Source organism: Erythrobacter sp., from assembly GCF_038133525.1.
GTDB lineage: Bacteria > Pseudomonadota > Alphaproteobacteria > Sphingomonadales > Sphingomonadaceae > Qipengyuania.
Genome location: NZ_JAYPTL010000016.1, coordinates 17,157 through 29,749, shown reverse-complemented (window position 1 = coordinate 29,749; position 12,593 = coordinate 17,157). Strand labels below are relative to the sequence as shown.

Annotated in this window: 14 protein-coding genes; 7 read left to right on the top strand and 7 right to left on the bottom strand. The window is 63.6% G+C overall.

The window, feature by feature from the left end; all coding sequences use genetic code 11:
• Positions 1–77: 77 nt before the first annotated feature.
• From rplI to rpsF, 3 genes are read right to left on the bottom strand one after another with little or no spacing between them, the layout of a single operon-like run.
• Positions 78–716 carry a 50S ribosomal protein L9 gene (gene rplI, locus AAFM29_RS05920; protein ID WP_341711877.1) on the bottom strand — a complete coding sequence of 213 codons (639 nt, stop codon included), beginning with the start codon at positions 714–716 and terminating at the stop codon, positions 78–80.
• A gap of 13 nt (positions 717–729) precedes the next feature.
• Positions 730–954, bottom strand: coding sequence for a 30S ribosomal protein S18 (gene rpsR, locus AAFM29_RS05915; protein WP_173214856.1), 225 nt, complete (start codon positions 952–954; stop codon positions 730–732).
• A complete protein-coding gene (gene rpsF, locus AAFM29_RS05910) occupies positions 954–1,319 on the bottom strand; it encodes a 30S ribosomal protein S6 (protein WP_341711876.1) in 366 nt (121 codons plus the stop codon). Before rpsF ends, rpsR begins: the two co-directional genes overlap by 1 nt.
• A gap of 204 nt (positions 1,320–1,523) precedes the next feature.
• Here rpsF and AAFM29_RS05905 point away from each other — a divergent pair, with 204 nt between their 5' ends.
• Complete coding sequence (locus tag AAFM29_RS05905) at positions 1,524–2,465, top strand: DUF808 domain-containing protein (protein ID WP_341711914.1); 942 nt, start codon at positions 1,524–1,526, stop codon at positions 2,463–2,465.
• The gene (locus AAFM29_RS05900) at positions 2,449–3,105 is read left to right on the top strand and encodes a glutathione S-transferase family protein (RefSeq protein WP_341711875.1); all 657 of its coding nucleotides are present in this window, start codon (positions 2,449–2,451) and stop codon (positions 3,103–3,105) included. Before AAFM29_RS05905 ends, AAFM29_RS05900 begins: the two co-directional genes overlap by 17 nt.
• Here the strand turns inward: AAFM29_RS05900 and AAFM29_RS05895 are convergent.
• Positions 3,102–4,529: a glutamate ligase domain-containing protein gene (locus AAFM29_RS05895; RefSeq protein ID WP_341711874.1), complete on the bottom strand. Its 1,428-nt coding sequence runs from the start codon at positions 4,527–4,529 to the stop codon at positions 3,102–3,104. The two genes, AAFM29_RS05900 and AAFM29_RS05895, sit on opposite strands and share 4 nt — an antisense overlap.
• Positions 4,530–4,582: 53 nt before the next feature.
• Here AAFM29_RS05895 and AAFM29_RS05890 point away from each other — a divergent pair, with 53 nt between their 5' ends.
• The 3 genes from AAFM29_RS05890 to fabG are packed head-to-tail and all read left to right on the top strand — an operon-like array spanning position 4,583 to position 7,122.
• Positions 4,583–5,407 carry an LD-carboxypeptidase gene (locus AAFM29_RS05890; RefSeq protein WP_341711873.1) on the top strand — a complete coding sequence of 275 codons (825 nt, stop codon included), beginning with the start codon at positions 4,583–4,585 and terminating at the stop codon, positions 5,405–5,407.
• A 24-nt stretch (positions 5,408–5,431) separates the two neighbouring features.
• Positions 5,432–6,370: an ACP S-malonyltransferase gene (fabD, locus tag AAFM29_RS05885; RefSeq protein ID WP_341711871.1), complete on the top strand. Its 939-nt coding sequence runs from the start codon at positions 5,432–5,434 to the stop codon at positions 6,368–6,370.
• The gene (gene fabG, locus AAFM29_RS05880) at positions 6,370–7,122 is read left to right on the top strand and encodes a 3-oxoacyl-[acyl-carrier-protein] reductase (protein WP_341711870.1); all 753 of its coding nucleotides are present in this window, start codon (positions 6,370–6,372) and stop codon (positions 7,120–7,122) included. Before fabD ends, fabG begins: the two co-directional genes overlap by 1 nt.
• Positions 7,123–7,207: 85 nt before the next feature.
• Here fabG and AAFM29_RS05875 read toward each other — a convergent pair whose 3' ends face one another.
• Entirely contained in the window at positions 7,208–7,393 is a 186-nt protein-coding gene (locus AAFM29_RS05875) for a hypothetical protein (RefSeq protein ID WP_341711869.1), read from the bottom strand.
• A gap of 266 nt (positions 7,394–7,659) precedes the next feature.
• Between AAFM29_RS05875 and dnaN the strand changes: the two genes are divergently transcribed.
• Positions 7,660–8,784 (top strand): DNA polymerase III subunit beta, encoded by a 1,125-nt coding sequence (gene dnaN / locus AAFM29_RS05870; RefSeq protein WP_341711868.1) that lies wholly within the window; start codon positions 7,660–7,662, stop codon positions 8,782–8,784.
• Positions 8,785–8,806: 22 nt separating this feature from the next.
• Here the strand turns inward: dnaN and AAFM29_RS05865 are convergent, their stop codons facing one another.
• Positions 8,807–9,973 carry a DUF819 family protein gene (locus AAFM29_RS05865; protein WP_341711867.1) on the bottom strand — a complete coding sequence of 389 codons (1,167 nt, stop codon included), beginning with the start codon at positions 9,971–9,973 and terminating at the stop codon, positions 8,807–8,809.
• A 104-nt stretch (positions 9,974–10,077) separates the two neighbouring features.
• On the opposite strand from AAFM29_RS05865, the gene AAFM29_RS05860 reads away from it, so the two are divergent.
• Entirely contained in the window at positions 10,078–11,148 is a 1,071-nt protein-coding gene (locus tag AAFM29_RS05860; RefSeq protein ID WP_341711866.1) for a DUF2855 family protein, read from the top strand.
• 9 nt (positions 11,149–11,157) lie between these two features.
• Here AAFM29_RS05860 and AAFM29_RS05855 read toward each other — a convergent pair whose 3' ends face one another.
• On the bottom strand, positions 11,158–12,585 hold the full coding sequence (locus AAFM29_RS05855) for an amidase family protein (protein WP_341711865.1): 1,428 nt from the start codon (positions 12,583–12,585) through the stop codon (positions 11,158–11,160).
• Between the last annotated feature and the right edge of the window lie 8 nt (positions 12,586–12,593).

Below are 12,593 nucleotides of genomic sequence, written 5' to 3'. Positions count from 1 at the left end.
GCGCGCGCGCTTCTTACAAAAAGGGCGCGAAGACCGAAGCCGCCGCGCCCTTTTCGTGTCTCTTGCGAGGAGGAAGATCAGCCCTCGGCGGTCTCTTCGCTCTCGTCGGCCTGCGCTTCGGCGTCGTCGCCGAGCATGTCGGCGGGAATTTCGCCGGGCTCGAGCGTCGGGTCGATGCGGTTGGCTTCGGCCTGTTCTTCGATCTCGCGCTGTTCGTCCTCGAACATCTGCGCCATCACGTCGACGCCCTGGCTCTGCAGTTCGGCTTCGTCGTCCGAACGCGCGACATTGGCCTTGATCGTGACCGAGACTTCCGGGTGCAGGTCGACGCGAACTTCGTGCATGCCCAGGGTCTTGATCGGATGGCCCATGATGACCTGCTTCTTGTCGATGTCGTGGCCCTGTTCAGCCAGCGCCAGCGCGATGTCGCGCACGTTGACCGAACCATAGAGCTGGCCGGCGTTCGACGAGGAACGGATCAGGACGATCTCGACGCCTGCAACCTTTTCGCCCGCCTTTTCGGCGACGACACGGCGTTCGGCGTTTTCCTTTTCCAGGCGATCGCGGTTGGCTTCGAAGACCTTCTTGTTGGCTTCGTTGGCGCGCAGGGCCTTCTTCTGCGGAAGCAGGAAGTTGCGGGCGTAGCCGTCCTTGACGGTGACGACGTCACCGATGGTGCCGAGCTTCTCGATACGTTCGAGGAGGATGATATCCATGTGCCTTCTCCTCTTACTTCACGATGTACGGCAGCAGGCCGATCTGGCGTGCGCGCTTGATCGCCTTGGCGAGCTCACGCTGCTTCTTGGCGCTGACGGCGGTGATACGGCTAGGAACGATCTTGCCACGCTCGGACATGAAGCCCTGGAGCAGACGAACGTCCTTATAGTCGATTACGGGCGCGTTCTTGCCCGAGAACGGGCAGGACTTGCGGCGGCGGAAAAACGGGCGGGCCATCAGTCGCGCTCCTCACGGCTTTCGCGACGCTTCTTGTCGCGTTCGTTCTTGCGCATCATCACCGATGGGCCGGTTTCATGTTCGTCGACGGCGATCGTCAAATAACGGATCACGTCTTCGTTGATGCGGGTCTGGCGCTCGAGCTCGGCAACGACGGAGCCGGGGCCCTCGATGTTGAGCAGCACAAAGTGCGCCTTGCGGTTGCGGTCGATCTTGTAGGCGAGGTTCTTGAGGCCCCAGGTCTCGGTCTTGGTGACCTTGCCGTTATTCGCCTCGACAATCTCGGTAGCCTGCGCTGCCAGAGCGTCGACCTGAGCCTGACTCAGATCCTGGCGCGCAAGGAACACGTGCTCGTAAAGAGCCATGTGGTCTTCCTTTCACTTCGGGCCGATCGCTGGCTGATCCGCGGGATTGCGGGGCCCCTCCGGCTTTCTTCGAATCCCTAGATTCCGGTGGGCCCGGAAGCGAGGGATGCGCGCACATAACGGGATTGACGGAGAATGCAAGGCTTGCAGGCGGCCACTGTGCAGGGCAGGGGCGAAAACGGCGTTCTTGCGGAGGAGTGGCACGTGCCTGGTGGATTGGTTGCGCTATTCGATGACGTAGCGGTGATTGCGCGTGCTGCGGCGGCCTCGGTCGACGACGTCGGCGTGGCCGCGAGCAAGGCGGGGTCAAAGGCCGCCGGGGTCGTGATCGACGATGCGGCGGTAACGCCGAACTATGTCACGGGATTCACGCCGGATCGTGAATTGCCTATCATTGCTAAAATCACGCGTGGGAGCTTGTTCAACAAGTTAGTGATCCTGCTGCCCGCGGCGCTTCTCCTCAGTGCATTCCTACCCTGGTCGATCACCCCGCTGCTCATGCTCGGCGGCGCCTATCTCAGCTATGAGGGCGCCGAAAAGGTTATGGAGTGGCTGACCGGCGAGGAGCACGGCGAAACGCTCGAGGACCCGATCGAGGACATGGCGCTGTTCGAGAAACAGCGCGTTTCCGGTGCGATCCGCACCGACCTGATCCTCTCTGCAGAGATTATGGCGATTACCCTGTCGACCGTGGCGGATGAGACGCTGATTGTGCGAGCAGGCGTGCTGGCGCTGGTCGGAGTGGCGATTACGGTATGCATCTATGGCGCGGTCGCGCTGATCGTGAAGATGGACGATATCGGCCTGCACCTTGCCGAGCGCGAGCGGGAATCGACCAGGCGCTTCGGGCGCTGGCTGGTCAATGCGATGCCTAAGGTGTTGACGGTGCTCTCGACCGTTGGAACGGTGGCGATGTTGTGGGTCGGCGGCGGCATCATCCTGCACGGTTTGGAAGAGCTCGGCCTTCATGGCCCGGCCGAACTCGCGCATGGCATCCAGCATGCGGTCGAACTTGCCACCGGAGCCCTGAGCGGTGTGCTGGGATGGCTTACCTATGCCGCGCTCTCAGCGGGTGTCGGGCTGGTGCTGGGCTACGCGATCGCGGTGCTGCTGCACAAGGTGCTGAAGATTGGGGCGAGTCACTGACATGGCGGAGCGGCCGACCCTCTACACCTGTGCCCGATCGCGGGGTTTCCGGGCGACCTGGGCGGCGGAGGAGGCCGGGGTCGACATCGATCTCAGGATGCTGCCGTTCCCGCCGCGCTTCCTTGCACCCGAATACCTCGAGCTCAATCCGCTCGGCACCGTGCCGCTGCTGGTTGAAGGCGATGTGCGGATGACCGAGAGTTGCGCGATCGCCCATTATCTGGCGACGAAGGACGGCTATACCGACCTGGCAATTGCACCGGGCGAAGCGGACTATGCTGCCTATTGCGATTTCACCTACCACGCCGATGCGACGATCACCTTTCCGCAGACGGTCTATATGCGCTTCGTCCTGTTCGAGAAGGACAAGGGGCTGCAGGAAGCGGGTGAAGCCTACGCCAAGTGGTTCTGGAAACGGTTGGTGAAGCTTGAACAGCGGCTGGAGACCCGCGAGTTCCTGTGCGCCGACCGCTTTACCGTGGCCGATATTTGCTGCGGTTACGCGCTGGTGCTCGCTGAAAGCGTCGGGCTCGACGAAGGTGTGCCCGAAAACCTGAAAGCCTATCGCGAGCGCCTGAGGGCGAGGGATGGGTTCAGGCGTGCGTGGGAACGTGAGGCCGCAGGACCGGCCGCGATCTAGGAAAGACGCCGCAGCAGGCCCTTGGCGAATTCGCTGAGCGTGTCGTCGCGTGCGCCCATGACCACGATCCGGTCTCCCGGTTGCGCGCGCTCGGCGATGAAGGCGGCGACATCATCGCGAGCCGGGATGTACTCGGCGCGCCCCCCTGCCTGTTCGATTAGCCCGACGATCCGATCGCTACCGACGCTCCGGTCGACAGTGCCGCCGAAATAGACCGGATCGCACAGGATCGTGAGGTCGTCGGGGCCAAGTTCGCGTGCGAAAGTTTCCGCCAGTTCCTCGCCCATCTGGCGCAATGGCCCATATCCGTGGGGTTGGAAGAACGCGATGACCCGCCCGGGATGCGACTTGAGCGTGCGCAGGGTCGCGGCGCATTTTTCCGGATTGTGGCCGAAATCGTCGATCACCGTGATGCCGGACGATGTCGTCCCGATGATATCGAAACGACGTGCCAGCCCGGCGAAGCTTCCCAATGCCTCCACCGCTGCGGCTACCGGGATCCCGGCGGCTGCAGCGCCAGCGATCGCAGCCAATGCGTTCGACAGGTTGTGCCGCCCGGGCAGGTTGAGACGCAGGGCGTGTTCCGATCCGTCATGGCGGTCGACCACCATGGCCGCCTGACGCACAGGACCTTCGGCAATGGTCCCGGGCACGACGCCGATCTGCGCCTTTTCCTGTGCAATGCCGAAGGTGATTACCTCCTTCGCATGGGGCAATAGCGCCAGAGCTTCCGGATCGTCGGCATTGATCACCGCGATGCGGCTGCGCGCCAGGTAGTCAGCGAAGAGCTGGCGCAATTCGTCCATGGTCTTGTGGTCGAGGCTGACGTTGAGCAGCACACCCACCGCCGGGCGGTAGAGCGCGATCGAGCCATCGCTTTCGTCGACTTCGCTGACATAGATCGCCCGTCCGCCGATCACCGCGCTGGCATAGGGGCGCTCGGGCGAGACGAAATTCTTCATCACCGCGCCATTCATGATCGTGGGGTCACGACCAATTGCGTGGAGAATCCAGCCGAGCATCCCGGTAACGGTCGACTTGCCGCTGGTGCCCGCGACGGCGAGTCCCGCGCCACTGGTGTTGAACAGGATCGAGTTGAGCTCGGCACGCGAGAGGCGCAGGCAATCGAGCGCATTGGCGCGCTGGATTTCGGGCACGGTGTCTTCGATCGCCGCGCTCGCCACCAGAACCTGCTCGGGCGATTGGATGCCGCTGCCGTCCTGTGGGTGCAGCACGAAGCCCTGGCGTTCCAATGCAGCGAACTTCTCAGGGGTGCGGCCCTGGTCGCGGCTGCGGTCCGACCCTTCGACCCTTGCCCCGCGCCCCTGGACGATTTGCGCGAGTGGCAGCATTCCCGATCCGCCGATCCCGCAAAAGAAGAATGGGCGCGCAAAAAGTTCTTCGGGAGTGGGCATATCCGTCATGCCCGAGCAGCTATTGAGTTGTGCGCGCCAACACAAGCGCGCTAGCAGGGCGCATGGTCAGAATTGCGATCTGCGCCCCGGGAAAGCCGCTCAAGCGCGAAAGAGCCGAAGCCGTCGAGGCGCTGGTGGCCGCACGCGACGATGTTGAGGTGCAGTTCCACGATCAGTGCTTCCTCGAAGAGGGGCATTTTGCCGGGAACGACGCGGTTCGGCTCGCGGCCTTGCTCGATTGTGCCAACGATCCCGGTTTCGATGCGGTGTGGTTCGCCATGGGTGGCTATGGCTCCAACCGCATTGCCGCACAGGCGGTGGCCGCAATGAACTCGGCCGCCCGGGCGAAATCCTACCTCGGATATTCCGATACCGGCTTCCTGCTCGGCGCCATGTATCGCCATGGCATCGGGCGCGTTGCCCACGGCCCCCTGGCTGGCGATATCCGGCGAGAGGGCGGGGTGGAGGCGATCAATCGAGCGCTAGACTGGTTTTGCGGCAGCAACAGTGGCCTCGAACCCCACCTAGACGAACGGCCCGCAGTCGCGTTCAACCTAACCACGCTGGCGATGCTGGTGGGAACCGAGCTTGCGCCCGACCTCACCGGACACGTCGTGATGGTCGAGGAAGTGGCAGAGCATCTCTATGCCATGGACCGCCTGTTCTACCACATTACCCAGCACCTTGCCGGGATCGCCGGCCTGCGGCTCGGACGGATTAGCGAAGTGCCTGAAAACGATCGCCCCTTCGGCTCTGACGAGATCGCCATTGCGCAGGATTGGTGCCGACGCAGCGGCATTCCCTACCTCGGCCGCGCCGATATCGGGCATGACGCTGCCAACAGGATTGTCCCCTTCGGGCTTGAGGCCCGCGCGCCCCGCTCCTAAGCGCGCCACCTTGAGGAGATTCACATGACTGCATTCATCTTCCCCGGTCAGGGCAGCCAGAAGGTCGGCATGGGTGTCGAGCTTGCCGCCGCCAGCGCCCATGCGCTCGAGGTGTTCCAGGAAGTCGACGAGGCGCTGCAGCAGCGCCTTTCCGGCCTGATGAAGGATGGGCCGGAAGACGAGCTGACGATGACCGCGAATGCACAGCCCGCGATCATGGCCAATTCGGTCGCGACCGCGCGCGTGCTCGAGAAGGAATTTGGTATCGTCCTTGCCAGCGCCGCGGATTGCGTCGCGGGCCATTCGCTGGGCGAATATAGCGCACTTTGCGCTGCGGGCGCCTTTTCGCTGGCCGATGCGGCCCGCCTGTTGCGCCTGCGCGGCATGGCGATGCAGGACGCCGTGCCAGTCGGTGTCGGCGCGATGGCCGCGCTGCTTGGTGCGGATATCGAGAAGGCTACCGCGCTCGCCGAAGCCGCCGCACAGGGCCAGGTTTGCGAAGTCGCCAATGACAATGATCCCACGCAGGTCGTTATCTCCGGCCATGCCGCGGCGATCGACCGCGCGATCGAACTGGCCAAGGATCATGGCATCAAGCGCGGCATCAAGCTGCCCGTTTCGGCCCCGTTCCATTGCTCGCTGATGGAACCGGCCGCGCGGCGCATGGAAGAAGCGCTTGCCGCGACCCCACCGCAAGCATTCACCGTTCCCCTGTTCGCCAACGTCACTGCCGCGCGCGTCACCTACCCGGCGGAAGAACAACGCCTGCTGGTCGAGCAGGTGACCGGCCGGGTGCGCTGGCGCGAAAGCGTGCTTGCCATGCGCGCTGCGGGCATCGAGCGTTTCGTCGAGCTGGGTGGCAAGGTGCTCGGCCCGATGGTTGGCCGGATCGACAAGGACGCACAAGCAATCAGCCTGGTCACTATGGAAGACCTCGAGAATTTCGCGAAGGAGAACGGGTGATGTTCAGCCTCGAAGGAAAGACCGCCCTCGTTACCGGCGCCAGCGGCGGAATCGGCTCGTCGATCGCCTATGCCTTGGCAAAACAGGGCGCGCGCCTTGCCTTGTCTGGATCCAACGCGGCGAAGCTGCGCTCATTCCGCGAGCAGCTGAACGACGAGTTCGGGCATGATCATGTCGAGATTACTTGCGACCTGTCGAACACTACCCAGGTCGAAGAGCTGATCCCGGCCACAGTCGACACGTTCGGCAAGATCGACATCCTCGTCAACAATGCCGGCATCACGCGCGACAACCTCGCCATGCGGATGAAGGACGAGGAGTGGGACCAGGTGATCCGCATCAATCTGGAAGCGAGCTTTCGCCTGATGCGCGCCGCGGCCCGCCCGATGATGAAGGCGCGCCGTGGGCGCATCATCTCGATCACCAGCGTGGTCGGGGCGACGGGTAATCCGGGCCAGATGAACTACACCGCCGCCAAGGCTGGCCTAACCGGCATGTCGAAGAGCCTGGCCCAGGAACTCGCCAGTCGCGGGATCACCGTCAACTGCGTGGCGCCGGGCTTCATCCGTACCGCGATGACCGACGCGCTGACCGACGACCAGAAGGCCGCGATCAACGCGCGCATCCCGATGGGCCGGATGGGCGAGGGCGACGAGATCGGTGCCGCAGTTGCCTATCTCGCCAGCGACGAGGCAGCCTATGTCACGGGGCAGACGCTGCACGTGAACGGCGGCATGGCGATGTTTTCGTAGAGGGTTTGGGGTCGGGGCTATCCGTGTCCAGTTACGACCGGAGTTATTGACGCTTTGAACGGCCACTATTGGGTGGTCAGCTGTCCTATTCGTCTTCGCCGCGAAACAGCGCATCCACGTCCTCGGGACGCATGCGCTTGAGTTTATCATCAAGTTTTCGGTCGTAGGCACGGTCATTCGGTTCGGCACCTTTTTGAGCCTTTCGACCAATCTGGCGCAAATAAGTGGCCGTTGCATTCGCAAGGCGCTGTTTCTTCTCAGATGCCTTCATCCCAGGAGAAATACCGCGTTGCGCGATGTCCGCAATGGGTCGTGAGCCGGCAGCCCGGTTCTCAGCGCAAAATCGCGCACGCGGGCGCTCATTCGATCATCGTAGCGTCCGAGCCTGCCTCGCCGCCATTTATCCCCAAGGAATCCCGCGCCCTGCGCCTTGAACCTTGAAGGGGATGGCAGCCCCGCTAGGGTGGATATCCGTATTCCGGCGCTCAGGGGGCGATTCCGGCCCCTTCCGCGCCTACTAGGGACGAAAGAAGGACCATGAAGGCCACCATCGAACGCGCGAACCTGCTGCGCTGTCTCTCACACGTTCAGTCGGTGGTTGAACGCCGCAACACGATTCCGATCCTGTCGAACGTGCTGATCGAAGCTGATGGGGACAATTCGCTCAAGGTCATGGCGACCGACCTCGACCTGCAGGTGGTCGAGCATATGGACGCCAATGTCGAAAGCCCGGGTTCGATCACCGTCTCGGCGCACCTGTTGTTCGATATTGCCCGCAAGCTGCCCGAAGGGAGCCAGGTCAGCCTCGAAACGGCCGACAACCGCATGGCGGTGAAGGCCGGGCGCAGCCGCTTCTCGCTGCCCACGCTGCCGCGTGACGACTTCCCGGTGATCGTCGAAGGCGACCTGCCGACCAGCTTCGAAGTCCCCGCCCGGACCCTGGCCGAACTGATCGACCGCACGCGCTTTGCGATCTCGACCGAAGAAACGCGCTATTATCTCAACGGCATCTTCCTCCACGTGTCGGACGAGGATCAGCCGGTGCTGAAGGCGGCGGCGACCGACGGCCACCGTCTCGCTCGCTTCACCCTGCCGCGCCCTGCCGGTGCCGAGGGCATGCCCGATGTCATCGTGCCGCGCAAAGCCGTGGCCGAACTGCGCAAGCTGCTCGAGGAAGCAATGGACGGTAACGTCCAGATCGACCTCTCGGCCAGCAAGATTCGCTTCACGCTGGGCGGCGAGGGCGGGGTGGTGCTGACCAGCAAGCTGATCGACGGCACCTTCCCCGATTATTCGCGCGTGATCCCGACCGGCAACGACAAGCTGCTCAAGGTCGATCCGAAGAGCTTCTTCGAAGGCGTCGATCGCGTCGCCACCATCGCGACCGAGAAGACCCGTGCAGTGAAGATGGGCCTCGATACCGACAAGGTGACGCTGACCGTGACTTCGCCCGACAATGGCGTGGCATCGGAAGAACTCTCGGCGGAATACCGTTCGGAAGGGTTCGAGATCGGCTTCAACGCTGGCTATCTCAAGGACATCCTCAACCAGATCGATAGCGATACGGTCGAGATCCACCTCGCCGATGCCGGTGCGCCGACGCTGATCCGCAAGGATGAGAATGCGCCCGCGCTCTACGTGCTGATGCCGATGCGCGTTTGAATTCGCCTTCGGGGCCTGCCGGTCAGGCCCCGAGCATTCCGGCGATCAGGAAGCCGAGATAGGTTCCGATCGCATTGCCCAGGGCACCCACTAGAATGCCCGGCAGCAACAGGTCCTCGCGCCGGTTGACCTCTGCGATGACGAAGGCGGTCGTCGTCCCGCCGATATTGGTGACCGACGCCATGGCCAGGAGCACCGGGTCGACCCTGCGCCACCATCCCCATGCCAGCAGTGCGGCAATGTGGACGAAGAACACCACGCCGACAAAGGCGAACAGCAACATACCCAGCGATTGCGCGCGCATCAGGGCAGCGAGATCGGCACTCGCACCCACGCAGGCGAGGAACATCAGCATGCCCCACACGCCGATCGGTTGGGCGAGCCGCAAGCGGTCCACGCCGGGGATATGGGCCGCAATCAGTGCCAGGGTGGTCAGGATCAGGACCGATGGCAGCGGCAGGCCCAGTTCCGCCAATTCGGCCGCCAGCGCATCCGAAACGAAGACCGCGACCGCGGCCAGAGCGAGGGGCAGCGCCACACCGAGCGAGTCGATCCGGGTCTTCGCTTCGCTAACTGCCCTGTCTGTATCGGTGGCGGCATATTCACGCGTTTCGAACCTACCGAAGCGTGACAGCAACAACGGCATTGCGAGCAGCAGCATCAGCCAGATGTTGGTCATGACATTGTCGACCACCAGGGCGGTGACGAACTCGGTGCCCTGGCCGAAGACGCCATAGGCCAAGGCGATCGCGTTGAAGTTCGCGCCGCCGCCGGTGTAGGTTCCCGTGTACATGCCGGCAAAAGGGGCCGCGAGCGGGCCGAGCACATCGCGCATGGGGAGTAGCTCGAAGGCCAGCACCACGCCCACCATGACCCCGACGGCCCCGACCAGGAAGGTCGCCACCATCATGCCCCCTGCACGGCGCAACGCGGGCAGGTTTACGTCGAGCAGGACAAGGAAGATCGACGCGGGCGTAACGATCGCGAAGATCTGGTCGTAGATCGGGCCGCCATTGGCCGCCTTCGGAATCAGGCTGATGTTGGCGAGCAGGGCGCCAAGCAGGATCACCAGGCTCGCCGCACCCATTTTCCTGGCCATGCCCTTGCGCCCCAGCCAGTCGGCCAAAGCCACCGCTGCGAGAAGGGTGACGAGCAGCGCCCACGGCGATGAGATCAAGGCTTCCCCCATACGATGAGCCTATGGGTCCGCTTGGCCAAACGCCAATGAATTCATGCAAACTCCTCGCCAGCCATGATCGATATCGCTAACCTCAGTTGCAAAGGAGAACCAAGATGCAGCAAGTCCATGTCGATAAAGCGAAACTCACCGAAGCGCAGGTGGTAGAGCTCGATGCTGGACCGCTTGCCGCCGGAGCGGCAAGGCTTGCCATCGAGAGCTTCTCGGTCACCGCCAACAATGTGACCTATGCGGTGGTCGGCGACGGCTTCGGTTACTGGAACTTCTTCCCCGCGCCTGAAAGCAAGGGGATCGTGCCGATGTGGGGCCACGCGCGCGTGGTCGAGAGCAATTGTCCGGAGCTGGCAGTGGGCGAGCGGGTCTATGGCTACCTCCCGATGGCCAGCCATCTCGACGTCGTCCCAGGCAAGGTTACGGCAGGCGGATTCGTCGATACGGCTGAGCATCGTCAGCCGATGAGTCCGATCTACAATCAGTATTCACGATTGGCAGCAGATCCGGAACATGACCCCGCCCGTGAAGGTGAACGGATGATCTTCGGCCCACTGTTCAAGACGGGCTTCCTGATCGAATATTTCATGCGCTCGGAAGACTGGTTTGGGGCAAGCCAGCTGGTGATCACCAGTGCTTCGTCGAAGACGGCAATGGGCCTCGCCAGCGTGGCCAAGCGCCGCTCACCGAATGTTCGGCGGATCGGGCTGACCTCCGCCGGTAATGTAGCCTTTGTCGAGGCAAGCGGGCTCTACGATACGGTGCTGTCCTACGACGCGGTAGGCAACCTGCCGCAGGTTGACAGCGTGTCGGTCGACTTCGCGGGTAATTCCAGCCTGTTGGGCGCCATCCATAAACAGCTTGGCGATGCGCTGAAGTATTCCTGCCTGGTCGGTGCGACGCACGTCGATGCACGCGGCATGGGGGCGGGGGATCTGCCCGGGCCCACGCCAACCCTGTTCTTCGCGCCCGATCACGCGGTGGCGCTATTCAAGGAAGTCGGGCCGCAAGAAGCCGGCAAGCAGATGGCGGAAAGCTGGCGCGGTTTCCTTGAAGATGCGGGTAGCTCGGTCGCGATCGAGCGCCACGCGGGCCTCGATGCGGCGCGCTCGATCTTCGTCGAAATGGTCGCCGGATCGGTCGACCCGGCCCGCGGGATCGTGATCGAACCCTGATTCCGCCCGTCAGAGCGCCGGTCGGCGGTCGAACCAGGGCTGGGCCGCCTCGAGCTGGGTGGCGAGCTGAAGCAAGAGCGCTTCTTCGCCGACCCGGCCGACGAATTGCGTCCCCATCGGCAATCCCTCCGGCGTCCACCACAGCGGCACGTTGATCGCGGGCTGGCCGGTGGCGTTCTGGATGGCGGTGAAGGGCACATAGTCGGTCATCGCGCCGAAGCCCGCTTCCACGTCTTCGCTGTCGAGCACGAATGTGCCGTTAGCTGGAGGCGGTGTGCCGAGGGTTGGAGTCAGCCAGACGTCATAGTCCGCATGCCAGCCCGCAACGGCACGGCCAATCTGCTGCAACTGGAAGATCGCGCCCCATAGCTGCGGCGCCGTGGTCGCCTGGCCGATGGCATAGAGGCCGCGCGTCAGGCCTTCGAGATTATCCGGTCCGGGTTTCTGCCCGGTGAGCGCACAAATGCCGTCGATCTGCATTGCGACGCCGCTGGCCCAGATCGCGATGAAGGCTTCGAACATGTCTTCGTTGGTGATCGGCGGTGAGGCTTCCTCGATCTGGTGGCCAAGATCCGCACATAGCTTCGCCGCGTGTTCGACAGCTGCGACGGCTTGCGGGTCGAGCGCCGCGCCGCCACCGGGCCGGGTGCGGGCGAAGCCGATACGTAGCTTGGGGCAAGGTTCCGCTGCCGCACGCAGCCAGTTCGCGGGTCCGGGCGGAGCGAAATAGGGATCGCCCGGTTCGGTACCTGCGGTGACATCGAGCATGGCTACCGTGTCGCGGACGCTGCGGCTGACCACATGCTCCGCCACAAGCCCGCCCATCACGTCACCGAGCACCGGCCCCAATGGGTTGCGCGCACGCGTAGGCTTGAGGCCGACGAGGCCATTGCAGCTTGCCGGGATGCGGATCGAGCCACCACCGTCATTGGCGTGCGCAACCGGCACCATCCCGCTCGCGACTGCCGCGCCCGAACCGCCCGATGACCCGCCCGTCGAGTGGTTCGGGTTCCAGGGGTTGCCTGCTGGGCCGTAGAGCTTGCTCTCGGTCGTTGCCACCAGTCCGAATTCGGGAACATTGGTCTTACCCAGCGGGATCAGGCCGCCTGCGAGGAAGCGTTGCACCAACGTGGCCGTGAACGGCATCGGCACGGGTGGCGAGATGTGCGAGCCGTTGCGCGTAGGCCATCCTTCCAGATCGCCAAGGATGTCCTTGAGCAGGAAGGGCACACCCCTGAACGGGCCATCGGGAAGGGGACCGCGGGCACGCTCGCGGGCGCCTTCGTAATCGGTGAAGACAACCGCATTCAGACGCGGATTGAGCTCCTCGATGCGTTCGATCGCGGTATCGACGAGCTCAAGCGGGGTAACCTCGCCCTTGGCGACGAGCCCGGCCAGGCCAAGCGCATCGAACCGATCATACTCGGCAAAACCCATGTCCGGTC

Coding starts and splice junctions, on each gene's coding strand:
- rpsF (WP_341711876.1), bottom strand. CDS start 1,319: ATGGCTCTTTACGAGCACGTGTTCCTTGCGCGCCAGGATCTGAGTCAG.
- AAFM29_RS05890 (WP_341711873.1), top strand. CDS start 4,583: ATGGTCAGAATTGCGATCTGCGCCCCGGGAAAGCCGCTCAAGCGCGAA.
- AAFM29_RS05855 (WP_341711865.1), bottom strand. CDS start 12,585: ATGGGTTTTGCCGAGTATGATCGGTTCGATGCGCTTGGCCTGGCCGGG.
- dnaN (WP_341711868.1), top strand. CDS start 7,660: ATGAAGGCCACCATCGAACGCGCGAACCTGCTGCGCTGTCTCTCACAC.
- AAFM29_RS05865 (WP_341711867.1), bottom strand. CDS start 9,973: ATGGGGGAAGCCTTGATCTCATCGCCGTGGGCGCTGCTCGTCACCCTT.
- fabD (WP_341711871.1), top strand. CDS start 5,432: ATGACTGCATTCATCTTCCCCGGTCAGGGCAGCCAGAAGGTCGGCATG.
- rpsR (WP_173214856.1), bottom strand. CDS start 954: ATGGCCCGCCCGTTTTTCCGCCGCCGCAAGTCCTGCCCGTTCTCGGGC.
- AAFM29_RS05875 (WP_341711869.1), bottom strand. CDS start 7,393: ATGAAGGCATCTGAGAAGAAACAGCGCCTTGCGAATGCAACGGCCACT.
- AAFM29_RS05860 (WP_341711866.1), top strand. CDS start 10,078: ATGCAGCAAGTCCATGTCGATAAAGCGAAACTCACCGAAGCGCAGGTG.
- rplI (WP_341711877.1), bottom strand. CDS start 716: ATGGATATCATCCTCCTCGAACGTATCGAGAAGCTCGGCACCATCGGT.
- AAFM29_RS05895 (WP_341711874.1), bottom strand. CDS start 4,529: ATGACGGATATGCCCACTCCCGAAGAACTTTTTGCGCGCCCATTCTTC.
- fabG (WP_341711870.1), top strand. CDS start 6,370: ATGTTCAGCCTCGAAGGAAAGACCGCCCTCGTTACCGGCGCCAGCGGC.